The organism is Flavobacterium frigoris (genome assembly GCF_900111075.1).
Taxonomy (GTDB): Bacteria; Bacteroidota; Bacteroidia; order Flavobacteriales; family Flavobacteriaceae; genus Flavobacterium; species Flavobacterium frigoris.
In genome coordinates this window covers 1-15195 of the sequence record NZ_FOFZ01000013.1, presented here as the reverse complement: position 1 = coordinate 15195, position 15195 = coordinate 1, and the positions used below count along the sequence as shown (strand labels likewise).

Annotated in this window: 10 protein-coding genes, 2 tRNA genes and 1 pseudogene; 1 reads left to right on the top strand and 12 read right to left on the bottom strand. The window is 35.4% G+C overall.

Annotated elements, in window-relative coordinates; genetic code table 11:
• Positions 1-23 precede the first annotated feature (23 nt).
• Positions 24-380: a hypothetical protein gene (locus tag BMW63_RS14360; protein ID WP_074724166.1), complete on the bottom strand. Its 357-nt coding sequence runs from the start codon at positions 378-380 to the stop codon at positions 24-26.
• Between the two features lie 58 nt (positions 381-438).
• On the opposite strand from BMW63_RS14360, the pseudogene BMW63_RS14355 reads away from it, so the two are divergent.
• Positions 439-938: pseudogene (locus tag BMW63_RS14355) on the top strand (DUF456 domain-containing protein).
• 96 nt (positions 939-1034) lie between these two features.
• On the opposite strand, the gene BMW63_RS14350 reads toward BMW63_RS14355, so the two are convergent.
• The 11 genes from BMW63_RS14350 to BMW63_RS18195 form a co-directional block, all read right to left on the bottom strand.
• A tRNA-Asp gene (locus tag BMW63_RS14350) sits at positions 1035-1108 on the bottom strand.
• A gap of 584 nt (positions 1109-1692) precedes the next feature.
• Positions 1693-1932 (bottom strand): GIY-YIG nuclease family protein, encoded by a 240-nt coding sequence (locus BMW63_RS14340; protein WP_074724164.1) that lies wholly within the window; start codon positions 1930-1932, stop codon positions 1693-1695.
• A gap of 265 nt (positions 1933-2197) precedes the next feature.
• Positions 2198-2271, bottom strand: a tRNA-Asp gene (locus BMW63_RS14335).
• A gap of 85 nt (positions 2272-2356) precedes the next feature.
• The gene (locus BMW63_RS14330; RefSeq protein ID WP_074724163.1) at positions 2357-3286 is read right to left on the bottom strand and encodes a DUF58 domain-containing protein; all 930 of its coding nucleotides are present in this window, start codon (positions 3284-3286) and stop codon (positions 2357-2359) included.
• A 168-nt stretch (positions 3287-3454) separates the two neighbouring features.
• Positions 3455-3772 carry a thioredoxin gene (gene trxA, locus BMW63_RS14325; protein WP_072945763.1) on the bottom strand — a complete coding sequence of 106 codons (318 nt, stop codon included), beginning with the start codon at positions 3770-3772 and terminating at the stop codon, positions 3455-3457.
• Positions 3773-4098: 326 nt separating this feature from the next.
• On the bottom strand, positions 4099-5070 hold the full coding sequence (locus BMW63_RS14320; protein ID WP_074724162.1) for an outer membrane beta-barrel protein: 972 nt from the start codon (positions 5068-5070) through the stop codon (positions 4099-4101).
• A gap of 272 nt (positions 5071-5342) precedes the next feature.
• Positions 5343-9878, bottom strand: a complete 4536-nt coding sequence (dnaE, locus tag BMW63_RS14315) for a DNA polymerase III subunit alpha (protein ID WP_074724161.1) — start codon at positions 9876-9878, stop codon at positions 5343-5345.
• Between the two features lie 405 nt (positions 9879-10283).
• The gene (locus BMW63_RS14310) at positions 10284-12653 is read right to left on the bottom strand and encodes a DUF2309 domain-containing protein (RefSeq protein WP_074724160.1); all 2370 of its coding nucleotides are present in this window, start codon (positions 12651-12653) and stop codon (positions 10284-10286) included.
• Positions 12650-14089: a proton-conducting transporter transmembrane domain-containing protein gene (locus tag BMW63_RS14305; RefSeq protein ID WP_074724159.1), complete on the bottom strand. Its 1440-nt coding sequence runs from the start codon at positions 14087-14089 to the stop codon at positions 12650-12652. The genes BMW63_RS14310 and BMW63_RS14305 overlap by 4 nt, the downstream gene beginning before the upstream one ends.
• A 12-nt stretch (positions 14090-14101) precedes the next feature.
• Positions 14102-14479, bottom strand: coding sequence for a hypothetical protein (locus BMW63_RS14300; protein ID WP_083380514.1), 378 nt, complete (start codon positions 14477-14479; stop codon positions 14102-14104).
• A gap of 523 nt (positions 14480-15002) precedes the next feature.
• The coding region (locus BMW63_RS18195; RefSeq protein WP_175460299.1) for a hypothetical protein at positions 15003-15195 on the bottom strand (193 nt) is incomplete at its 5' end.

The window sequence follows — 15195 nt, the reverse complement described above, 5'->3', positions numbered from 1 at the left end:
AATATGCTATAAAAATACAATTATTATTTTTGAGATTGTTTCGAAAGCAAATAATCTTCGTAGGTTTCAACAAACCACTTTTTCTTGCTCGCTTCAGCCATTTCTTTTTGATCTGGATACAAAGACTCTAATCGATCTGAAAAAGCGGCAATTTGAATTGTAAATTTATAAAATTCTTCCTTTGTAAGGATCAAATCTGGCATTGCCTTTTTATCTAAAAACTCAAAAAAGAGGCGGTCAAAATCTTTCATCGAAAAATTCAATACTTTTGCTTTGTTCTCGTTATATATTTTTTCTTTCAAGTTGACATCACCCTTGTCTTGAGCCAAAGCCGAATTCAAAAAAAGGATTATAAAAAGCATTGAAACTAAATTTCTCATATTCATTTGATAAATGACTGCTGCATTTATTTTTTCAAAAATACAAAAATAAAATTTTATGGATACTCTTCTGTTAATCCTTGGCTTTTGTTGCATGCTTGTTGGAATTCTAGGAAGTGTACTTCCTGTTTTACCAGGTCCTGGGATTAGTTGGCTCGGACTTGTTTTTCTTTATTTTACCAACGCTGTTCCTGATAACTATTGGATTCTTGGCATCACCTTTACGGTTACCATTATCATTTCATTATTGGAATATATAATTCCCTCTAAGGGAACTAAGCAATTTGGCGGAAGTAAATATGGAATTTGGGGAACAAATATCGGATTGGTTATTGGCCTTCTTTCTCCCATTCCTTTTGGATTTCTTATTGGTGCTTTTGCAGGTGCTTTTATTGGAGAGTTATGTATGATTCTAAAAATCACAAACGCGCTTTAAAAGCTGCCACAGGCTCTTTTATTGGTTTCCTTGCTTCCACTTTTATGCAGTTTTTAATTTCTATAGCATTTTTTGGATTATTTATCACAATAGTATGGCAATATCGATTAGAGCTGCTTTGATTCTAATCGTAATTTTTGCGACTCCACAGATTCCTGAGTTAATCAATTATAAAATAAAAAAAGCCTCTCCGTTAAGAAAGGCTTTCCCCAATATTGCGGTCTGGACGGGACTCGAACCCGCGACCCCCTGCGTGACAGGCAGGTATTCTAACCAACTGAACTACCAGACCTCAGCGTTATTGCGGTTGCAAATATACAACACATTTTACTTTAAAACCAACACTAAAATTAAAAAAATATCCTTAATAAAGTGACATTTTTACAAAATACTAAACATCAGTCTAGTATTTAAAAAATTATAAGTTTAGTCGCCCTATAAATTCACTATTCCCTCTTTTCTACTCGGCAAAAACTTGGAATTAGAACGAAAAAATCTCCAACCTAGTGGTTTTACTATCCCTATAAATTCTATCTGAATCAAATTTTTTAAGTCGCTCTTATAAATAATCACGATACCTTGTATGGTAAAAATCGAACTTTTTCGACTTAATCCCATTTTTTAGACACCAACAACCAAACCCAACTTGTAGAAAATCAAAAAAGCCATCCGTAGGTTCTGAATAAATTCAGAAACATGGAAAGCTTTTCATCTCGTCTTACGGACGAGACTAGTAAACCCGGTCTCGTTGCTACCAACTCGACCAAACAACACAACTAACTTTAGATACTTTAAAGGGGCAAAAAAGCCTCTCCGTTAAGAAAGGCTTTCCCCAATATTGTCTCGTTTTTTGGAACGAGAGGACTCGAAACCTACTTACTTCGCTATTATTTTCTCTATTGAAGCCCTATTGAGTTTCTTAAGTCGTTTCTCTTCAACCAAAGCCAAGCGCTTTGTCTCAAAATCCATAGTGTAAACCAATTTCCAATCTTTTGCCTTAGAAGTAAAATCACTTTTACCCAATAAATGAGACTCTAGTCTTCCTTCCACATTTGAAGTAAAGCCTTTATAGTACACATTAAGTGATTCTGAGTATAAAATATAAACGTAGAACATTGTTTTTAAATTAGCTAAATTGTATACCTAGGCCACAGGTTTTCGACTTAATCCTATGATTCCCAACAAACAAACCCAACTTGTAGAAAATCAAAAAAGCCATCCGTAGGTTCTGAATAAATTCAGAAACATGGAAAGCTTTTCATTGGTCTAACTACTAAACCCGGTCTCGTTGCTACCAACTCGACCAAACAACACAACTAACTTTAGATACTTTAAAGGGGCAAAAAAGCCTCTCCGTTAAGAAAGGCTTTCCCCAATATTGCGGTCTGGACGGGACTCGAACCCGCGACCCCCTGCGTGACAGGCAGGTATTCTAACCAACTGAACTACCAGACCTCAACGTTATTGCGGTTGCAAAGATACAATTCATTTCGACTTACACAAGCGTTTGCAATTAAAAAAAGCTATTTTTTTAAATTCATTATCCAAAGTTTTGTTTTTCAGCTAAGTATGTTAGTAAAACTTTTTCAAAATTATCACTAACATTTACTGGAACATACTTAATCTTATTTTGAGCACAACTTAACGCTAGTTTTTTAAAATACAAAGCAGCTTGCTTTTCATATTCTTTCTTCACATTATCTGCAAAAACTGAAATCGACTCCCCAGTCTCCACATCGATAAACTTTCTGGGAACATTATCAAAGTCAAAATTGAGTTCTGTTTTAGCGTCTACAACATGAAACAAAACTACTTTATGCTTGTTATGCTTTAAATGTTGTAGCGCACTCAACAATGCTTCATCTCCTGATCCTGATTGAAACATGTCTGTAAACAATATGATCATAGAACGCCTGTGCATTTTCTCTGCGATCTGATGCAAAAAAGTTATGGTATCTGTGTTTTTTTTAACCACAGGTCTAATCAAAGTATTTTCAAGAGCATCCAACACCATTCTATGATGGCGATCACTGCCTTTTTCAGGAGCATAATACTCATAGGTATCTGAAAACACACTAAGCCCTATGGCATCTCGTTGTTTCTTAAGGAGATTCATTAAAACCGCAGAAGCCAAAACTGAGAAGCCAATTTTATTTTCATAAAAATTTTGATTCGCTTTTAACTCAGGGTAATGCATGGAGGAGGAGTTGTCAATAATGATATGACACCTTAGATTAGTTTCTTCTTCAAAACGCTTTGTATACAAGCGATCTGTTCTAGCAAACAACTTCCAATCGATATGCTTCGTGCTTTCGCCAACATTATACACTTTATGCTCTGCAAATTCAGCCGAAAACCCATGAAACGGACTCTTATGCATCCCGGAGATAAATCCTTCCACAACCTGATTTGCCAACAATTCAAGATGTTGGAAACTCGAAACTTTCTCTATTTGCGATTCAATCTTCATCTTTCAAAGTTATTAAAAGATTGAATGATTTAAAAATTAAAAGATTACAAAACACAATCACAATTTAAAAGCTCAAAAAAATCAAGTTAAAACAAAAAAAAGGTTTGACTTTCGCCAAACCTTTAATCTGAATTTAAAATAAATTCTATATAAATTGCAATCTACTGATTACAACAACGCGTCTAAACTATCTGCGTAAGTTTGCTTAGGAGCCACTCCTACTTGCTTCCCTACTACCTCACCGTTATGAAAAACCAATACTGTTGGTATATTTCTCACACCGTATTTTGCAGCAAATTCTTGGTTTGCATCAACATCTACTTTCCCGATAACTACTTTTCCTTCGTATTCAGTACTCAATTCGTCAATGATTGGTCCAACCATTCTACAAGGTCCGCACCATGCTGCCCAAAAATCTACCATTACTGGTTTATCTGATTTCAAAACTACTTCTTCAAAAGTAGCATCTGTTATTGCTAAAGCCATAATTTTTATATTTAAAATTTAAAGTTCTAATCTCATTCAAAACTTGGATACAAATTTAAGCATTAAAACCAAATGAAACACTATTCCCAAATTAGTTTTGGCTATAAGTGCATTGTCAACATTTATAAAAAACAGTTTAAAATAATGTTTTTTTTAATTAGAAGCTATTCCCGCTCTTCGCTATATCTTTTTATCCTGAATAAAATTCAGCATAAAAAGGATGCCGCTACGATCAGGGCTAGGGCAATTCGACTATCATAAAACTTATGACCCAAAAAAAAGACCCTCTTTTCAGAAGGTCTTTATATAATTTATGGTTGTTAGAATTATAGGCTATATTTCAATCCTAAAGTTAATCCTAAACCACTAATACCTACGTAAGAACTTAGTTCGTTCATTGGTTTTGTTTCATCATAACCAGCACTATTGTAAGTTTCATTGTTCGAACTTCCATTTAAACTACTCACATAATCAGTATGGATTGCAGCATATGATGCTTTTCTAAAAGATGTAGTAGCATTAAGCTTATCTACACCATTTTCAGTATAAACTTCAGTTTCTTTAGTTTTCCCATGTACAGTAAAGTTACGATACTCTAACTCCGCATAAGCAGAAATATGTTTTCCTAGTTTGTATGAAGTACCTATCGCTGACATAAAACCTAGAGTTGGATTTGGTTTAACTACATCTTTTGAATAAGCATCCGTTTTTGCTACTTGATTAGCACCTACAAATGTTATGTATTCTCGATTTGTCTCAATATCTAATGTACCGTGAACTGGAACAATAACACCAACTTTAGTATAAGGCTCAAAACCTGCATGTTCACCTAAAAACAAAACCAAAGCCGGAGCTAAATCAAAAGCAGTAATTTGTCCTTTAGCAGTAAAATTTAAATACGTTGCTGCTGGGCTAGTAGCTGGATTATACGAAATAAGTCTATTCGTTGTTTGCGCCATAGTTTTATCATTACTAGAATAATAATTAACTCCCATTTCAAGACCCAAACGAGTATTAAATCTATAACCAGCAGTGATTCCAGTTCTAAAACCTTCCCCAAAAGAACCAGTTACACTTTCTCTTGAAGCTAATTTATTAGCTCCTAAAGTCCCAACATAAACATCTCTATTTGGCAATTGACCTCCAACAACTGGAAATTCAGTTGAAGCAGTTTGAGTAAAATACGACCCACCCGCTTTGAAATACCAGCTTTCTTTCTTGCTTTCATTTTTGTCAGTTTGCGCCATCATAGTCATAGAACAAGCCATTAATCCTAATAAAAATAGGTTCTTTTTCATAATATTTTTTTTTGTTAATGTTAACAAAAATACAAGGTTTTACTGTGTTTATATTCTGTATTTACTAACAAATTATGCTTTATTAAAAAAATATTATGCATGCATATAAAAATCAACGAGTTACAAAGAAAAAACAAACTGTTAAAGTTTTAAAAACCAGTTTTAAAAATAAAAAAATGTCCTTTTCATTACAGAAAAAGACGTTTTTCAAACGTTATCGCGCTCAATTCAGGCGGCCATTTATGCGATTCTAAATCTCGAATTTTAATACTTTAATTCAGCTTAAAGTTAATTTGCATTTTCTCTAATTCAAACAACAACTCATTTGAAATCTTTATTTTCAGTTTCCTACTTGCCATCGTTAATTTAGTGACTACTTTAATTTCCTCGACTTCCACAACAGCAGCAGTTTCTGTTTCTACAGATTCAGAGATTTCCAATGCATCAGCTTCATCAATAAAATCGTCCGTTTCACCATCTGCAGTAATTGGTGTAGCCTCAACTATTTTCTTGACTTTTTCTAATTCCATGATTTCAAAAGTCACCTGATCATCTCCTTTATTTTCGAAAAAAAGATGCCCCAGCTTATGAATAAAATCAGGATCCAAGTCACTTATATTTAGTAAAACAATTAGTTTTTTTGCAAAATCATCTAATACGTCCTGTAAATATTGCACCAACATAAACTGTATTCTTGGCTCACTTTTTTTACCGGTGTCTTGATTCACCCATCCTTCTTTGACCAAAACTTTCATATAGGTAAAATTGTTCTGAATAAAGAAATGACGGAACTTTAGGTATTCCTCTCCAAAAATCTTAAACTCATAACTTTCGTCATATCCTTCTAAAGTGAATATTCCCCAGCCTTTTCCGTTTTTAGCTACCCTGTGCTGCACATTATTTATAATTCCGCCAAAAGTCAGGCTCTTGCCCACATGAAGCTCTAAACTCCTTAGTGCTTCCAACTTGGCATTACAAAAATACTTCATCTCAAATTTGTAATCATCTAATGGATGTCCTGATATGTAGATTCCTACAACTTCTTTCTCTTTTGCCAATTTTTCCATCGTACTCCAGTCCTCGCAAGGCGGAATGATAGGTTCAGCAATTTGCACATCACTACTTTCCCCAAACAAACTCACCTGAGACGAGTTCTCGTTTTCTTGAAATTTAGCGCCATACTTTATCGCCTTTTCATAAAAGGTAATTCCGTCGCCATCATCATGAAAATACTGCGAACGCAAGGTGCCCGAAAAGGAGTCAAATCCTCCTGCTAGTATAAGATTTTCTAATGCTTTTTTATTAGCAGCTCTCAAATCTATACGTTTGGTCAAATCAAAAACCGACTTGTATTTTCCGTCTTTTCTGTTTTCGACAATGGTAGCTACTGCTCCTGCTCCTACTCCTTTGATGGCACCCATCCCAAATCGAACGGCATAATTATCGTTTACAGTAAACTTATAGAAGGACTCATTTACATCTGGACCTAATACTTCTAGTCCCATACGCTTGCATTCCTCCATAAAGAAAGAAACTTGCTTGATGTCACTCATATTATTAGACAATACCGCAGCCATATATTCAGCAGGATAATTGGCTTTTAGATAAGCCGTTTGATAGGCAATCCACGCATAACAAGTAGAGTGCGATTTATTAAACGCGTATTCAGCAAAGGCTTCCCAGTCTTTCCATATTTTCTCTAACTTGTCCTCCGGATGCCCTTTGGCCGCAGCCTGACTAATGAACTTAGGCTTCATTTTGTCAAGGACATCTTTTTGCTTTTTCCCCATCGCTTTACGCAAAACATCGGCATCACCCTTTGAGAAATCAGCCAGTTTTTGGGACAAAAGCATTACCTGTTCTTGGTAAACGGTAATCCCATAAGTATCTTTCAATAATTCTTCACAGGCATCAAGGTCATAAATAATTTCCTCTTCTCCATTTTTCCTTTTTACAAAACTTGGGATATAAGCAATCGGACCCGGACGGTACAACGCATTCATGGCGATCAAATCGGGAAAAACCGTTGGCTTCAATTCCTTCATGTATTTCTGCATTCCGGCAGATTCATATTGAAAAATCCCCACTGTCTCTCCACGTTGGAAAAGCTCGTACGTTTTTAAGTCATCAATAGGAAAGGTATCTGGATCGAGATCAATTCCATTTCTATATTTTACTAATTTGACCGTGTCTTTAATAAGTGTTAGTGTTTTCAAACCCAAGAAGTCCATTTTTAACAAACCTGCGGTTTCCACCACCGAGTTGTCAAACTGTGTCACATACAAATCAGAATCTTTGGCGGTAGCCACAGGAACAAAATCAGTAATATCACTAGGCGTAATAATCACCCCACAGGCATGTATTCCTGTATTTCTTAAATTCCCCTCCAACACTTTAGCCTGCTGAATGGTTTCGCCTCCCAAATCATCTTCACCAGCTAGAGCGATTAATTCTTTAATTTTATCAAACTCTTCTGGACGAACCGCTTTCCTTATTAATGCTTCGTCTTCATTTAAAAATCGGGCTAGATTCCATTTTCCAGGCATCATCCCCGGAATTAATTTGGCTATTTTATCAGCTTCAAATAAAGGTAAATCTAGTACACGGGCCGTATCTCTAATTGCAGATTTAGTCGCCATTTTACCATAAGTGATAATTTGTGCCACTTGTTTTGAACCGTATTTCCGGATCACATAATCCATTACACTGCTTCGTCCTTCATCATCAAAATCGATATCAATATCGGGTAGTGACACACGATCGGGATTCAGGAAACGCTCAAAAAGCAGATTATACATCAATGGGTCAATGTTTGTAATTTTCAAACAGTAAGCCACTACTGATCCTGCAGCAGATCCACGCCCTGGCCCTACCGAAACACCCATGCTTCGGGCTTCGGCAATTAAATCCTGTACAATCAAGAAATATCCCGGATAACCGGAGTTAGAAATAGTCAGTAATTCAAAATCCAAACGCTCTCGTATTTCCTCTGTAATTTCAGGATATCTTCTATTTGCACCTTCGTAAGTAAGATGACGTAAATAGGAATTTTCTCCTCTCACTCCGCCATCTAAAGCATCTTCTGGAACGAAAAACTCCTCAGGGATTTCAAACTTGGGTAACAAAACTTCCCTTGCTAAATTGTATATTTCGATTTTATCGACAATTTCAGACAAGTTTGAAATCGCTTCAGGCAAGTCCGTAAAGAGTTGCTTCATCTCATCGCCTGTCTTGAAATAGTATTCTTGATTGGGCAACCCAAAACGATATCCACGACCACGACCTATAGGCGTAGTTTGTTTCTCACCATCACGAACACACAATAAAATATCGTGTGCGTTGGCATTTTCTTTATCGATGTAAAAAGTGTTGTTAGTAGCCACTATTTTCACTTCGTGCTTTCTAGCCAAAGAAATCAAAGTAGTATTCACTCTGTTTTCATCCTCTTGATTGTGACGCATCACTTCAATATAGAAGTCTTCCCTGAACTCTTCTTTCCACCACAACAAGGCTTCTTCGGCTTGGTTTTCACCAAGATTTAAAACCTTATTCGGAATTTCTCCATTAAGGTTTCCAGACAACACAATGATATCTTCTTTGTATTGCTGAATAACTTTCTTGTCGATTCTGGGCACATAATAAAAACCCTGAGTATAGGCTATTGAAGACATTTTAGCCAAATTATGATAGCCTTTTTTGGTCTTCGCCAAAAGTACTATTTGGTAGCCATTATCTTTACGGGATTTGTCTTTATGATCTTCACAAACAAAAAACTCGCACCCTACTATAGGTTTCATCGAAACTTCTGTAGGTTCCTCACCGTTTTCAACCAAGGCTGCATTTTTGGCTTCAGCCGCTTTATTATGGTTTAAAACATCACGAACAAAGTGAAAAGCCCCCATCAAGTTAGCATGATCCGTCATTGCAACTGCAGGCATTTTTTCTTTCGAAGCTGCTTTTACCAACTGCGCAATACTTATTGTAGATTGTAAAACAGAGAATTGAGTGTGGTTGTGTAAATGGACAAAATCCGTATCAACCAGTACTTTTTTATTCTCTGAAAGTTCCTGTTTTGAAACCGTGGCTGTTTGCTTTTCGCCAAATTGCTGACGGATGGCATCAGAAGCTTCTTTTAAATTGATGTGCTTTAACCCAATAAGCTGAATCTCCCTTGGATTTTTACTCTGAAATTCCTGAAAATAACCAGCTGGCACATCCAGTTGCTCTTTGGTATAATTTTCTCTTCGAATTAATTCTAAGAAACAACGTGTTGTTGCCTCAACATCGGCAGTCGCGTTGTGCGCTTCTCCAAATGCTTTATTAAAAAGAAAACTATGTAATTCCGTTAACGTAGGTAGTTTAAATTTACCTCCACGACCACCAGGTAATTTTAATAAGGAAGCAGTAACTTCCGTACAAGTATCGAGAACTGGCATAGTACTCATTTGGCTTTCTACCCCTAAACGATGAAACTCACAACCCATAATATTCAAGTCAAAACCCAGGTTCTGACCTACAATGAACTTCGCTTTACCCAATGCCTCATTGAATTTCTCCAAAACTTCCGCTAGGGAAATTCCATTTTCTGCCGCTAATTCAGTCGAAATACCGTGAATTCGTTCTGCATCATACGGAATATTAAATCCATCTGGTTTTACTAAATAATCCTGATGCTCTACGAGTTTCCCCATATCATCATGCAGCTGCCATGCAATTTGTATACAACGCGGCCAGTTATCAGTATCAGTGATGGGTGCATCCCAACGCTTTGGTAATCCTGTAGTTTCGGTATCGAATATTAAGTACATAAGTTCCCTCCCCAACCCTCCCCGAAGGGGAGGGAGTCTAAATCTTTAAATTTAAACCGTGTATTTAACTGGTTTTTAACACTTTAAAATTAGTAGTAATCGCAAAAATAGAACTCCAAATTTAGGTTTTTTTGGGGTAAATAAATAGCTAAGTTATCAACAATCAAAAGAAATATAAACAGAATTATTCTTTTCTATACGTACCAAATTCAAATCATAAATTTGGCTTTAGACCTGTTTTTATATATTCAACTTTATCGTTTTTTTTTAAATAGTCTTTTATTTACCTTAGAATTAAGAAATTTAAAGATAACTATTTTGACTCCTTTGAAAAAAGAGGGGTTGATAAAAACAATAAAGCCGTTTCAAATTATGAAACGGCTTTATTTGTTTGATAGTGAATTACTACGTAGTCATCATTTCTACTACATTGTTAGTGTTACTTTTTTGACTAGTAGAATCCCAATTGAGGTTTTGTTGATAGTGCTGTATCTTGTTTCCATCTAATGGATCCATCACCATCAAATAAATCCATTCATTATCGAGTAAGTTTTTGAGGTGTTCGTTTCTTTCTAGAATTTCACTCACTCTTTTTAATGGCGCATTTATTATGACTGATAATCTTAAAGGTTGGTGGTACATTTCTTCATCAGATTGTTTTACAGATTGCAGCGGAAGTCCCATTTTTATATCGCCACCATTTCCTTGAACCACCGCAAATTTTCCTGTGATATTATGGGTTATTTTAGATCCTCCGCCAAAAACTTCATTATCAACAGTTGAAAAATAATAGTGGTTGTTTATCCACTGGGTTACTACCATGGGTCCTTGCATGATGGCTTCTAGTGCTTTCCCGCTTTTATCTGTCTCCCAATTATACGAATGTAGAAAGCAACGCCCGTCTAGATTGTTGTTTTTTGTTAATTCTCGCGGTCCAACAATAAACCCTGCATTTTTAGCCAAGCCCCACTCAGGTCTGGTTTCTCCCCAGTTATTCGCTTTTTTATTAGCAAAAGAAACACTGTTATTGGCAACACCCAGCCTTTCTTGTGTTGCCGTTTGTTGTGTTTTTAGCAAATCTAATTTCAATTTTTGCAATTGTTCTTTGTGAGAGTCTGGAATCTCTGAGTCGAACAGCAAAATGGCATCTGTAGTGGTATTGTGCTCGCCTCCAATAAAAATGGTGCTGTTTGGGATTTCAATATTATGATTCTCTTTCAAAGCTTGTCGCACCTTGGGGATATTTGCTATTTTGGCTAGCATTCTTGCATTATGCCTGCCAGGACTTGCAGCACAAGCTCCACAATCTAAACTGGAACCAAAAGGGTTGTTTGCAGAATGGCTTCCATGACCTATAAAAAGAACTAATGGCGCAAGTTTTTCCCATCCCATTAAATCAAAAGCGCCTTTTACAATCGCTACTTTTTCTTCTAGAGGAATCGTAATATGTGCCTGTTCAGTAGTACACGTATTCCTAATCTGCGGTTCAAAAACAGCTTCATAATCAGCTCTATTCTTATTATTAAGTCTATATAAATAACCTGGCATGAGTGTTCTTGCTATTAAAGACATCCCATAAAAGAATCCCGCGCCTTCAACATATCCAAAGGCAGAAGGAAGCATGTTTTTCATTCTTTTTAGAAAATATTCCTTGAAGTTTGAAACATCATTGCTTTGCTTGTATGCTTGTGCTTTCTCAGTATGACTCACTTGCGGAACTTCTGAAACATGGTAGGCAGAGTTTAAAATAGGAGGACATGATTTGCGTGTTAAACCATCTTTTAAACTTTCATAATCCATTGCTATCCCAAAAAAACCAGCATATCCAAAAGTTTCATAATGCCCTTTACTCTCTACATGTCTTCGTATTAACTCTGATCGAGTATCAATACAAAACACGAGTTGAGCGTCTGGAACTTGTTCTTCTTTTTTGGCAGTTGAACTACTTATCTGTTGGTTGTCTAATACATTTATAAGTTCTTTTTGCCAGCTTTTTTCCCATGCTTTTAACCAAATGTATTGCAAGCTAGATAGGGATGAAATTGTTAAACTATCATTGCCTTCCGGATAAATTTCAGCCCCTATTTTTTGGGCGATCCACAATCTAACTGCTAGATAATCTTCTAAGGTGATAGGATATTCTTGTTGCCATTGTGAATTGGATTTGCTTCGGTAGTTTATGTATCCCGTCCAGCCTGGTAATGCAGCTAAGTGGTAGGTAAATATTTTAGTGAAATCAGCAGCGGAATAACCATTCAATACTTCATTTAGTGCCTCAGTATTTGTTTTTGGGATTTCTCCAATTGTCATTTTGGGCAGATCAGTATCATATACCGCCAGTTTGCGCCAAGCGCTATAAAACCCTTCGCTTTTATTAGGCATTTCCCATTCTGCCAAACCTTCATCCATAAAGGCGGCGAGCCATTTAGCCATGATTCTATCTAAATCATGATGGTTGTTTGTAGCATCGCTTTTTTTGTAAGTTGCCATCTGTTTTAAGTAATACTCAGGAGATTCTAACAGTTGGTTTTCTTTAAGCAATTCTAAAAGTACCTTTTCATCAATTTCACCCTTTTCCCATGCTTGACGGAATAAATTGGTTTCTGGAAATACATTAGCATTAAGAAATTTTCGTGCTTGATTTACTGCATTTTTAAAAGGCATTCCCTCATAACCTGATAACGGATTCGAAGTTACAAAAGAATACAAAGGCCAAGTCTTTCCTACGACTTGAGATGCTTCTTCTATACTTTTTTGAATGATTGGATTGATCATAATGATTTCGATTTATACATTAAAACAGTTTTTTTGTAGGGTTGAGATATATTTAACAATTTCGCATAAAGCCATGGATAGTTGCGGTAGACACCTAACTTCATTATAAAAAAGCCTGCTAAGAATAGAATCCCAAACGCTATTTCAAATACAGATAATGATAAAGGCACAACTACCATTGGCATATCACTCATTAATACTGTTACTCCCTTATAGATTAAGGCGTAAGTTACCATACCAGAGACAAACAAAAGTGGCGGCAAAAATGATTTTTGGAACAGGTTTAGACTTTGTTCTTTAACAATATTGTAAGTAGCCTGACCAACAGTAATAGCGACAATAAGTGTTAGAAAAATACTGCTATTCAATTCCGTGCCTTTTCCTGTTAAATAGGCAAAAAGAAAAGCGCCGAGAATACCAAAGAAAAGTACAATTATAGCCTGTAACGGTTTGATTTTAATTGGCGTTGGTTTTTGCGGTTTCGAATGCCCTATTTCCTCACCTGCAGATAGAAATAAATAGGCTTTATAGAACCCATGAAGTAGTAAGTGAACAACGGCCGCATTGAAAAATCCCAAACCACATTGCATAATCATAAAACCCATTTGGGCAATGGTGGAACAGGCTAATTTTTGTTTCACATTAACCTGAAGCAGTTTAGTAAATTGGGCAATAACTGCGGTCAAACCTCCAATAATAAAAAGGATAATTAAAGTATTCGAAGCAAATAATACAGTGGAAAATAAGGCCAATAAAATTCCCGAACCGTTTACAAAACCAGCATGCATCAATGCCGAGGCCGGAGTTGGTGCTGTCATCGCAGAAAGCAACCAACGATGGAAAGGATATATTGCCGATTGAATTATAGCGGCCGTAATGATACACAAACCCGCGATAAGGGTGATGCTTTGAGGCACATCGCTTAACTTAGAAATAATCTCGCTTAGGGTAAAAGCTTCCGTTTGAAAAGCCAATAATAACACTCCAGCACCTAAAAACAAACTCCCAGCTACAAAATATTTAAGAGCAAATTTTGACGCTTCTCTTGCTTCACCCCATCGAGAATCTACTCCTATTAACTGAGACATAAAAATCCCCATTAATAGCCACATCGTTAACAAAAGTGATACATGATTAGACATTACAAAAATCATGATGGAAAACGTAAACCCTAAACACAACAGTGAAAATTTAGAGTGATATTCAAATCCTTTTAAATAATTTTTTCCATAGCTACTTATAATCGCACTAAAGAATGTTACAAGTGTCCAAATAAGTATAGTAAAGCCATTAATTTTTAAAACATTCCCATAGTACCATTCTGGAACATTTGGAAAGTTGTATATTAAATAAGTCAGATTACCTAAAAACAATAACCATAATAAGTAGTTGGTTATCTTGTTAACAAATAGGGATAGATGATTTTTTAATATCATTTTTTTTAGTTTTTATTGTTGATTATCTACGATTGTGATTTCAAGAATCCCATTTATATTTAAATTGCTTTTTGAATTTCTGGCGCTAGTAATAAACTCTTTGATAGCTTGTTTTTCTTTTTCAAGCTGATTGATGCGGTCATCTATTTCATCTGAATTAGATTTGTGATTTTGTTCCCATTTTTGAAGCCTTTGTTTTTGATGAAAATTAATTTTTTCATCAATCAAAGACATCATTACATCTGAAGCTTCAGAAGGAGTAAAATCTCCTTTTACCAATTGAAATTTTTGCTTAATTTTTTCCGATTTTGTTAATGCATTTGTATCCATAATTGCTGTATTAATGATTAGACTTTTAATTCTAGGGCAAATATTATACATTAAATTCATAAATTTTTATTTATATTTGTTATACAATGTATAAACAATCTTTATGAATTACGCACTATAGCAACTTCAAATATTATTAAAAACAACCCCAATTACAGCGTATTAAAAGAACTTCGAGAGAGGATATCTTACTCAGTATGCTGTGTCTTTACAGTTAAAAAAATCAGGATCATTTCTTTAATCTCCTTACCTACGTAATTGGAACAACACTTTACAAAATCACATTTAAAAACCTAAACCTAAGTGCAGCATTTACCATGGATGTAAAAACTAAATCAAGAGTCTTACAAAGCTTAAACTTATTAAAACAGAGTATTATCAGAATTTTTTTTCTAAAAAAACTATATTTCTTTACAATAAAGCCAAAACCTGAATTACCTAAGTGCCATTTTATTTTTGATGTGATTACGTAAAATTTATAAAAAATCTATGGCGCATTATTTAAGTCGTCTAATGCTTGTCAAAAACAAAAAAGGCCTTGATTGCTCAAGACCTTAAAACCTATTTAAAAAAGTATGTTCCTTTATTGAAAATTCAATCCCAATGTTAAACCAAATGCAACGGGTTTGATTGTTGCATCTTTGTCCGTGCTATACAATCCGTTTGCTTTTCTATCAGTGACTGATGTTGGATTATAACCTACAAAGGACTCATTTTGTTTTTGGTCAATGATTGATCCGTACCCGCTATCCAAAAACATCGCAGCATACAAAGCA

What these genes read in the sequence shown, in the direction of transcription:
- BMW63_RS14360 (WP_074724166.1), bottom strand. Translation starts at nt 380, where the DNA reads ATGAGAAATTTAGTTTCAATGCTTTTTATAATCCTTTTTTTGAATTCG.
- BMW63_RS14340 (WP_074724164.1), bottom strand. Translation starts at nt 1,932, where the DNA reads ATGTTCTACGTTTATATTTTATACTCAGAATCACTTAATGTGTACTAT.
- BMW63_RS14330 (WP_074724163.1), bottom strand. Translation starts at nt 3,286, where the DNA reads ATGAAGATTGAATCGCAAATAGAGAAAGTTTCGAGTTTCCAACATCTT.
- trxA (WP_072945763.1), bottom strand. Translation starts at nt 3,772, where the DNA reads ATGGCTTTAGCAATAACAGATGCTACTTTTGAAGAAGTAGTTTTGAAA.
- BMW63_RS14320 (WP_074724162.1), bottom strand. Translation starts at nt 5,070, where the DNA reads ATGAAAAAGAACCTATTTTTATTAGGATTAATGGCTTGTTCTATGACT.
- dnaE (WP_074724161.1), bottom strand. Translation starts at nt 9,878, where the DNA reads ATGTACTTAATATTCGATACCGAAACTACAGGATTACCAAAGCGTTGG.
- BMW63_RS14310 (WP_074724160.1), bottom strand. Translation starts at nt 12,653, where the DNA reads ATGATCAATCCAATCATTCAAAAAAGTATAGAAGAAGCATCTCAAGTC.
- BMW63_RS14305 (WP_074724159.1), bottom strand. Translation starts at nt 14,089, where the DNA reads ATGATATTAAAAAATCATCTATCCCTATTTGTTAACAAGATAACCAAC.
- BMW63_RS14300 (WP_083380514.1), bottom strand. Translation starts at nt 14,479, where the DNA reads ATGAATTTAATGTATAATATTTGCCCTAGAATTAAAAGTCTAATCATT.